This window comes from Brevundimonas sp. AAP58 (assembly GCF_001295975.1).
In the GTDB taxonomy this organism is placed as follows: domain Bacteria; phylum Pseudomonadota; class Alphaproteobacteria; order Caulobacterales; family Caulobacteraceae; genus Brevundimonas.
Window position 1 is genome coordinate 1 of the sequence record NZ_LJHU01000001.1, and the last position, 9,366, is coordinate 9,366.

Below are 9,366 nucleotides of genomic sequence, written 5' to 3' on the forward strand. Positions count from 1 at the left end.
CCCCGCCGCTGCGGCCGGAGAGCGACCGGCGGGCGCTGATTGAGGCGGTGCGGGACGGGCTGATCGAGGCGATCACTTCGGCTCATGCGCCGGCGCCGGCCGAGGACAAGCGGCGGCCGTTCGCGGAGGCCGCGCCGGGGGCGGTGGGGCTGGAGACGCTGCTCCCTGCGGCGCTCACGCTGCATCACGAGGAGGGGATCGACCTGCTGGACGTGTTGCGCCCCCTGACCGAAGGACCGGCGAGCTTGCTGGGGTTGGAGGCGGGGAGGTTGGCGCCGGGCGCGCCGGCCGATCTGGTGCTGTTCGATCCGGGAGCACCGGTGATCGTGGACGCGGACGCGCTGAGGTCCAAGTCGAAGAACTCGCCCTTCGACGGGCGGCGGCTCCAGGGCCGGGTGGCGCGGACGGTCGTCGCCGGACGGACCGTCCACGCCCTCTAGGGGCTTACGAAGCCGGGAGCGCCTTCAGGTCGGCGTCGATGGCGTCGATGGTGGCCTGGGTGATCATGCCTTGGGACAGCGGCATCACCTGAGCGAGCGTCATGTCCTCGAACTGCGGGCGCATGGGGTGGGCACCGACGCCCGGCAGGTGCTTTTCCATGACCTCGGCCGTCTGAGGATTGTTCAGCAGGTCCTTGATCGGACTGGCGATCGTCGGACGAGCCGTGGCCGTCGCGGTGTGATTGGCGTGATTGGCGTGGTTTGAATGGTCCTGGGCAGGCGCGGCCTGCTGGGCCACGGCGGCCGGGGCGATGGCGAGGACAGCGGCGGCGAGAAGGAGGGACTTCATGGATCAGGCTCCGTTTGGGGAAGGCGCAGATGATCCTGAAATCGCGACAGGCTCAAGACACGCGCTTCCGCTTCAGGCCCGGCGGCGCTAATCACGCCGGATGACCGACACTCTGACCAATCCGAAGCTGATCCAGGGGCGCACCGGGCCCTGGGAGATCGTCATGGGCCTGGAGATCCACGCCCAGGTGGCGTCCAAGGCCAAGCTGTTCTCCGGCGCGGCCGTGGGCTTTGGCGCGGGACCGAACGAGCAGGTGTCGCTGGTCGACGCGGGCTTTCCCGGCATGCTGCCGACGCTGAACCGCTTCTGCGTCGAACAGGCGGTCAAGACGGGGCTGGGCCTGAAGGCCAAGATCAATAACAAGAGCCAGTTCGACCGGAAGAACTATTTCTATCCGGACCTGCCGACCGGCTATCAGATCAGCCAGCTGTATTTCCCGATCGTCGGCGAAGGCGTGGTCGAGGTCGAGGCCGAGGACGGCAGCTTCTTCAACGTCGGCATCGAGCGGCTGCACCTGGAGCAGGACGCCGGCAAGCTGATCCACGACCTGTCGCCGACCGAGAGCTATGTCGACCTGAACCGAGCGGGCACGGCGCTGATGGAGATCGTGTCGAAGCCCGACCTGCGCAGCCCCGAGGAGGCCGTCGCCTACGTCAAGAAGATCCGGACCATCCTGATCTATCTGGGCACCTGCGACGGCGACATGGAGAAGGGCAATCTGCGCGCCGATGTGAACGTCTCGGTGCGGCGGCCCGGCGAGCCGTTCGGCACGCGCTGCGAGATCAAGAACGTCAACAGCTTCCGCTTCATTTCTCAGGCGATCCAGTACGAGGCGCGCCGCCAGATCGAGATCCTGGAGGACGGCGGCTCCATCATTCAGGAGACCCGGCTGTTCGACCCGGTGAAGGGCGAGACGCGGTCGATGCGGTCCAAGGAGGAGGCGAACGACTATCGCTACTTCCCCGACCCCGACCTGCTGCCGCTGGAGCTGGAACAGGCGTGGATCGACGAGATCAAGGCGAACCTGCCCGAGCTGCCGGACGAGAAGCGGCGGCGGCTGATGGAGCAGTATGGGCTGTCGCAGTACGACGCCGTCGTCCTGATCTCCGAACAGGCCAAAGCTGACTACTTCGAGGCGGCCGCCAAGGGGCGCGACGCCAAGCTGGTGGCCAACTGGGTGACCAACGAGCTGTCGGCGCGGCTGGCTGCGGACGGCAAGGACTTCTCGGAGAGCCCGGTGCCGGCGGCGCACATCGCCGAGCTGGTGGCCCTGATCGAGGATGGGACCATCTCCTCCAAGATCGCCAAGGAGGTGTTCGACCACGTCTGGAACGGCGAGGGCTCGCCCGCCGAGGTGGTTGAGAGGCACGGCCTGAAACAGGTCACCGACACCGGCGCCATCGAGAAGGCCGTCGACGAGATCATCGCCGCCAATCCGGACAAGGCCGCCGCCGTCGCCGAGAAGCCCCAGGCGATCGGCTGGTTCGTCGGTCAGGTGATGAAGGCGACCGGCGGCAAGGCCAACCCTGCGGCCGTCAACGACATCCTGAAGGCAAAGCTCGGGGTCTGAACGCGAAAGGCCCGCCCGGATCGCTCCGGCGGGCCTCGTCGCTTATCGCCGAACCTAACCTAGTTGTTCAGCAGCGATATGATCACGCCCGTGGCCAGAGCCGCAAGGACGATGTCCCCCGTGTCCGTGCGGTAGTAGCCATAGCCGCGCGGCGGCGGAGCGTAGCCGTAGCGGTGATAGTCCCGCACATACCAGCGGCCGCGATAGTCGTAGGGAATGACCGCCCCGCGATACCAGCGGCTGCGATGACCATAGGCGTTGCCATAGGGCGGGCCATAGTAGCGGCGGTGGTCGTAACGATGATCTCGGCGGTGATCACGACGCCAGTCGCGGCGATCCTCTCGACGTTCCCAGCGCTCGTAGCGACCGTCGCGATCGCGGTCGCCGCGCCAATGCTGGGCTGAGGCCGCCATCGGCGCGGCCACGGCTGCGAAGCCTGCAAGAGCGCTGACAATGAGAGTTCTCGTCTTCATGCTCGTCCTCCTTACAAGCCCGCGCCCGGCCTTGGCTCGCGCGCGGGAAAAGCCCGACTGCCCGCCACTGTCGAAAGCCCGGGATGAATGGCCGCTGAACGGCGCGTTTAGGTTTCGGCGTTCCGGGCCTTGCGCGGGATCGCGCTTCGGGTTCGATTGCCGCCCGGGCGTTATCTCGCGCTTCGCGTCGAATGAGTTGAGGAGCCTTCCATGGTGTCGATTCGGTTGGGTATGGCGGTCGCGAGCGCGGCCCTGTTGGCAGTCTGCGGACCGGTCCTGGCGCAGACGCCCGGCGACGCGGCGGTTTATCAGCAGCCGCCTGCGCCCATTGCCGACATTCTCGATACCGAACCGACGCCTGTCGCCAGCCTGGGGCCGGACCGGCAGCGGCTGGCCCTGTTTGGAAGGGCGAATCTGCCCCCGATTTCGGAGCTGGCCGAGCCGTCGCTGAGGCTGGCGGGATACCGGATCAATCCCCGGAATAATGGCCCGGCGAACGGGCGGATCGCGTGGCTGACCTCCATCACCTTCAAGGATGTGACCAGCGGAGCCGAGGTCGCCGCCGCCCTGCCGACCGGTTCGCGCTTTATCTCGCCGACCTGGTCGCCGGATGGGGGCAAGGTGGCGATCCTGAGGGATGCTCCCGACGGCCTGGAGCTGTGGGTCGTCGATGCGCGCACGGGCGCGGCCTCGGCCCTTACGGGAGCCGTGGTCAATGCGGCGGCTGGAGCCGGGATGGAATGGGCGCCGGACAGCCGCTCCATCCTGTTCCGCGCGGTTCCGACCGGCCGGGGGCCGGCACCGGTCGCCGATGCCGCTCCCACCGGACCAATCGTCGAACAGACCGGCGGCTCGGCCCGTCCGGTACGGACCTACCAGGACCTGCTGGGCAGTCCGGCGGACGAACGGCTGTTCGACCACTACTTCACCGCCCAGCCGACGCTGGCCAGCCTGGACGGCCGGCTGACGCCGGTGGGCGAGCCTGGAATCGTGCTCGGGGCGTCGATCTCCCCGGACGGGCGCTACATCCTGCAGACGCGGGTCAAGCGGCCCTACAGCTATGCCACGCCGGCGGGCCTGTTCCCGACCGACATCGTGGTGACGGACATGACAGGGCGGGTGGTGCACCGGGTGGCGGACCTGCCGCTGCGCGACAATATCCCGCCGCCTTTCGACGCCGTGGCGACCGGACCGCGCTCTGTCAGCTGGCGTGCCGATGCGCCCGCGACGCTCGTCTGGGCCGAGGCGCAGGACGGGGGCGACCCACGCGGACAGGCCGAGGTGCGCGACCGGGTCTTCATGCAGGCTGCGCCGTTCAGTGCGGCGCCGACGCGGCTGATCGATCTGCCGGAGCGCTATGCCGGAGCCAGCTGGGGCCGGGACGACACGGCCATCGTCTACAGCCGCTGGTTCAACACCCGCCACGAGACCCGCTTCCTGGTCGATCCCTCCAATCCGGGCGAGGGCCGGGTGATCGTCGAGCGGAACTATCAGGACCGCTACAACGACCCGGGCACGCCGCTGACCGAGCCCAATGCGGCGGGACGGCCGGTCATGACTTTCGCGGGCGAGGGCCGGACCATCCTGATGGACGGGCCGGGCGCCACGCGGCAGGGCGAGTTTCCCTTCCTGGCGCGTGTGAACCTGGACACTGGCGAACGGACCGAGCTGTGGCGCTCGGCGCCCGGCAGCTATGAGACCATCGTCGGCCTGCTGGACGACGATGGTCGCCGGTTCGTTTCGCGGCGGGAGACCCAAGCGGCTCCGCCCAACATGGTCATCCGCGATCTGGACGCGGCCGAGCCCCAGGCTTTGACGACCTTCCCCGATCCGGCGCCGCAACTGGCCGGGGTGACGCGCCAGACCATCACCTACAGCCGCGCCGACGGGGTACAGCTGTCGGGCACGCTGTATCTGCCCGCCGGGTATGACGCGGCGCGCGACGGGCCTCTGCCGCTCGTCATGTGGGCCTATCCGGCGGAGTTCACGGATGCGGCGGTCGCGGGTCAGGTGGTCGATACCAACAACCGCTTCGTGCGGCCGGGCGGGTCCAGCCACCTGTTCCTGCTGACCCAGGGCTATGCGGTGCTGGACGACCCCTCCATGCCGATCGTCGGCGTGGAGGGGGCCGAGCCCAACGACACCTACATCGAACAGCTGTCGGCCAGCGCCCAGGCGGCGGTCGACGCCGTCGTCGGCATGGGCGTAGCGGATCGCAACCGCATCGCCGTCGGCGGCCACAGCTACGGCGCCTTCATGACGGCGAACCTGCTCGCCCACACCGATCTGTTCCGGGCCGGAATCGCGCGGTCGGGGGCCTATAACCGGACGCTGACGCCGTTCGGCTTCCAGGCCGAGCAGCGGACCTATTGGGAAGCGACCGACACCTATACGGAGATGTCGCCCTTCACCTACGCGAACCGGATCAACGAGCCGATCCTGCTGATCCACGGCGAGGCCGACGACAATTCCGGTACCTTCCCGGTCCAGTCCGAGCGCTTCTATGCGGCGCTGAAGGGTACGGGGGCGACGGCGCGCTATGTGGTGCTACCCTACGAGGCGCACGGCTATCGCGCCCGCGAATCAGTCGGGCATACCCTGTGGGAAATGGTCGGCTGGCTGGATCGCCATGTGAAGGCGGCACCCTCTGCGGAATAGGTCATGAGGCTATCCGCCAGCGGCGGACCCGGTACCTGACGTCATGACAAGCGCAACAAAGCCAGCGTGACGCGGCGCTTTTGCGCTTGTCCTCGCAATGGGACGCAGAACCCCAATCGGTCTGCGATCCTTATTGAGCTGAGCCCGGTCCTGCCGGTGGTCGGTTTCTTTTGCACGTATACCTCCGATGCCTTTTGATCTTGCGTCCGATCATTGGTGCCCGAACACTGGTGGTTGGTGGCTGACCTGTCCGGAGAGGTGGAATGCGGGTGCGAAGACTCATTGGTTTGGCGACGCTGGTTCTTTTTTCACTGACCTCGGCGTCGGGAGCGCAAGTTGTCAGTCCAGCGCCCGCGCCCGCACCGGGTTTTCAGGTCACCCGGCCCACCGTCGCAATTGTACCCAACCAGCCAGATCTTTCGCCGCCGAGCCTTCAACGCCTTGATGTGCCCGCGAGCCGCCGCATGACACTGGCACTTCCGCCCCCGAGACTGGCATCGGTCCGGGACGAAATACGGCGTTCGTCGCTCTATCTCGCCGAGATCGATGCGGCGGCTGTAGCCAATGCCCGGCAGGACGTCGTCGTTGCCTTGTCCAGCGAGGTTCGGGTCAACCTCTCTGCGCTTGTTCGGGAAACAAATCTGGCTGCCTCGACTGGTCTTGATGAACTCAGTCCGCAAGCGGCCCAATCATTGCTGGGCGGCCTACCGACCTTCAACACGGCCATCTTCGCCCTCGAGGATCGCCTTGTCGTGGTCAGGGAAGCGCTCGTTCCCTTTTCGTCAGCCACTTGCCGCAGTCAATCCAGAAGAATGCGGCGGCCGATGCTTCGTCAGTTCCTTGAGAAGGAGTGCTTCTCGCTAGCACCGCGTGAGACCTGGGCCGATGCCAGGCTTCCTCCCGGCCGTGACAGGGTATTTCGGACCGATGTGGCTCAGGGAGACGCTGTCACCCTGGCAGAAATCAATATTGCCGCCGAGTTTCAGGCAGAAATAGCCGACATTCGGGCTGAACTGGCTCGCGCGCCTTCTGACACCGAGTGGCTTCCCGGGCTCACAGTCGCAGCGGCTCGCGATCTATCGGATGAGGCGCTGCTGGACGCGGAGTTGAACGGCTCGTCGCGATTGATCATCCAGACGAGCGTTCTCCCATACGGCCCGCGCGTGACTGCTCCCTCCTCGACCCGTCCGCATGGCCCGGGGCCCCTGGGACAGTTCGTGGTCAGTGTTGATCCCGACATCGCGCGCACTGCCCCACCGCCTGCGCCGCTTTCATCGCAGCTGCGGAACTTCCTCATCCAGCCGTCTCCCCGTCTGCAGGCCTATGACGCGAGGATCCAAACCCGGCTGACCCAGGAACAGCTCGGCCGTGAACGACTAACGTTCGATGCGCCCGCCAATCCCCTCGATGTTCCAAGCGGAAATCGCAGCACGCTTTACGATGGAACGCGGGATTTACCCCGGCTCGACGCGCGCCGTCGTACCGGTGAAATCCTGGATGAGCGCTATCGCACCTTGCTTATGGGGCGAACCGTGCTTCAGCACTTTGGCGATGACTACCGGGTGTCGTTCGGGCGAAACGGACGGTGGCACGTCGGGTTCGAGTGGTGGGCGGGTTACGGCTACGGCCTCAGGTTCCCGTTTGAACTGGCAATGTCGAGCCGCGAGACGTTCCGCAGCGGAGCCACGGTAATGGCTCGCGGTGAGCCGCCTTTGTACACCGAAGCACTCAACGTTGATGTCTCGGTTACCGGAATTGCCAGGACCCGTGACGGCCGATCACCTTACGCCGATGCCGGTCTGCCGGCGCGACTTCATGCCGGTGATGCCGAGTTGTTTCTTGCAGCCTATGCGGGCTGCCGTCTCTACGGACGGGTCCCTATCGCCGGCAGCTTCGGTGTGCGTTGCCCGAGTTTCAGCGTGCCGGACGGGTGTGGCCCCAACGGCTGTTCGCCAAGCCCTGAGGAGTGCCGGGACAGTCCGTTCTGCGAGAACTTCATCCCGCGTCTGCAGTCGCGGCCCTGGCGTATGGGCGACATCACCGTGCCCGCTTCAATCCACGGCCTTGAACTCAACGCGGGGATTCTGCGCGCGGGCGCAGACCCGGGGATCGAAGCTTTGGCGATCGATACGCGCCTGAGTCTGCTCGCCGAGGCCGTATCGGGAGAGTTCCCGTCAGACGGCAGAGGATCCTGCCGTGGGATGAATCACATGCAGGCTAACACGCTGGTCGGCCCTGGGGAGTGTCGGCTTGTCTTCGCTCAACAGGATGTTCCCCGCATGCAACTGTCCGTCGTGCCGGACGCCGGTCGTGATGCCTCGTTGCGGCTAACCGATCCGCGTCTAGACCTTACGGTCGGCCTGGCACCCTTCATGGAGCTCTACGTCGTCTTCGATCTGAAGGTGTGGTCCAAGCGTTGGGATTGGCGCCTGCATCTCGGTCGGTTCGACATCGCCGCCACCTTTGACGCACATGACGGTACGCCCTCGCGCTTTGACGTCGGTGAATGTGACTTTGATTCACCAATCGCCGGAGACTGTCGTGGGGTCCGGCGTCAGATTAGCGATGTCCCCAGCTAACTGTCGAACAGCCTGAGCAATTTCGCGGGTCAACGCGTAAAGACTTGTGGCGGTGCTGGCAGTCTAACGATAACTTGTCTCCAGGTTGGCCGTCAGGCCAGGAGGCGGGATGGATCCGATCAATTTCAAGCGCCACCGCTTTCCGGCTGCCGTGATCGTTCAGGCGGTGCGCTGGTATTTCCGGTTCACGCTCAGCATTCGTGACGTCGAGGAGTTGATGGCCGAGCGCGGGGTCGAGGTCAGCCGCGAGGCGATCCGGTGCTGGGTGATCAAGTTCGGTCCTCTGATCGCAGCAAACCTGCGCCGTAACCGACCATCGCCCACGGGCCGGTGGCATCTCGATGAGGTCGTTGTGAAGGTCGGCGGCCGCCGGTTGTATCTGTGGCGGGCGGTCGATGACGAGGGCGAGGTGCTCGACGTCCTCGTCCAGAAGCGCCGGAACAAGCATGCGGCACTGAAGCTACTCAGGCGGTTGCTCCGCAGCACCGGCCTCCATCCGGAGGCCGTCGTCACAGATAAACTGGCGTCCTACAGAGCGACGATGAAGGTCCTGAACCTCCAGGGTCGCCACCGCCCTGGCGGGATGCGGGAGAACAATCGGGCTGAGAATTCGCACCTCGTGATCCGACGGCGAGAGCGCGAACAGCAGAAGTTCAAATCCCAGGGCTCAGCCCAGCGTTTCCTCTCTAGCCACGGTCCCATCTACAACGCGTTCAACCTCCAGCCCCACCTGATCTCCCGAGCCGGTCTCCGCACTCTGCGGGGGCAGGCAAACGACGCCTGGGCGGCGGCGACCCGAGCCGCCTGAAACGGGGAAGGGGAGGGGTAGTCTTCGAGTCGACGGACTTAACTTGTCAGTCCCAGCAGAACGGCTTCGTCGAGAGCTTCAACGGCAAGTTCCGGGACGAGTGCCTGAACGAAGAGGTGTTCACGACACTGGCGGAGGCCCGGGCTATCATCGGCCAGTGGCGACACGACTACAACCACGTCCGACCGCACTCCGCCCACGGCGGCCTCGCGCCGGAGACCGTGCGGCTGAACCATGCGGCCGGGCGGCTGCGCGACGTGAATAGCTGCGCCACCCGGCCGCTCCCACCGGAGCCCCAGATCAGCTATGAAGCCTGCGGACTCCCATTATGAGCGCGGGACCAGCGGGGGGCAGGTCACGACGGCCTGTTGTCGTACGGCGCAGCGCTCGATCGGTTGGACATAAGGCGTTTGCACCGGCCGGGCCGGCTCCGGGAGAACAACCGAGTCGAGAACTCTCACCTGCCGATCCGACGACGAGAACGACAAC

Annotated in this window: 7 protein-coding genes and 1 pseudogene; 6 read left to right on the forward strand and 2 right to left on the reverse strand. The window is 66.0% G+C overall.

What is annotated here, in order from left to right; translation table 11 throughout:
* The coding region (locus tag IP78_RS00005) for an amidohydrolase family protein (RefSeq protein ID WP_156320220.1) at nt 1-440 on the forward strand (440 nt) is incomplete at its 5' end.
* A 4-nt stretch (nt 441-444) separates the two neighbouring features.
* Here IP78_RS00005 and IP78_RS00010 read toward each other — a convergent pair.
* On the reverse strand, nt 445-789 hold the full coding sequence (locus IP78_RS00010; RefSeq protein WP_054109663.1) for a hypothetical protein: 345 nt from the start codon (nt 787-789) through the stop codon (nt 445-447).
* A gap of 100 nt (nt 790-889) precedes the next feature.
* On the opposite strand from IP78_RS00010, the gene gatB reads away from it, so the two are divergent.
* Nucleotides 890-2,359, forward strand: a complete 1,470-nt coding sequence (gene gatB / locus IP78_RS00015) for an Asp-tRNA(Asn)/Glu-tRNA(Gln) amidotransferase subunit GatB (protein ID WP_054109664.1) — start codon at nt 890-892, stop codon at nt 2,357-2,359.
* A 59-nt stretch (nt 2,360-2,418) separates the two neighbouring features.
* Here gatB and IP78_RS00020 read toward each other — a convergent pair whose 3' ends face one another.
* Nucleotides 2,419-2,832: an RcnB family protein gene (locus IP78_RS00020; protein ID WP_054109665.1), complete on the reverse strand. Its 414-nt coding sequence runs from the start codon at nt 2,830-2,832 to the stop codon at nt 2,419-2,421.
* 210 nt (nt 2,833-3,042) lie between these two features.
* Between IP78_RS00020 and IP78_RS00025 the strand changes: the two genes are divergently transcribed.
* The 4 genes and pseudogenes from IP78_RS00025 to IP78_RS15595 form a co-directional block, all read left to right on the forward strand.
* Nucleotides 3,043-5,490, forward strand: coding sequence for a prolyl oligopeptidase family serine peptidase (locus IP78_RS00025; protein ID WP_054109666.1), 2,448 nt, complete (start codon nt 3,043-3,045; stop codon nt 5,488-5,490).
* Between the two features lie 287 nt (nt 5,491-5,777).
* Nucleotides 5,778-8,069 (forward strand): hypothetical protein, encoded by a 2,292-nt coding sequence (locus IP78_RS15180; protein ID WP_197272338.1) that lies wholly within the window; start codon nt 5,778-5,780, stop codon nt 8,067-8,069.
* Between the two features lie 109 nt (nt 8,070-8,178).
* Complete coding sequence (locus IP78_RS00035) at nt 8,179-8,877, forward strand: IS6 family transposase (protein ID WP_054109668.1); 699 nt, start codon at nt 8,179-8,181, stop codon at nt 8,875-8,877.
* Nucleotides 8,878-8,933: 56 nt separating this feature from the next.
* A pseudogene (locus IP78_RS15595) lies at nt 8,934-9,209 on the forward strand (transposase); the annotation flags it as partial.
* Nucleotides 9,210-9,366: the final 157 nt, after the last annotated feature.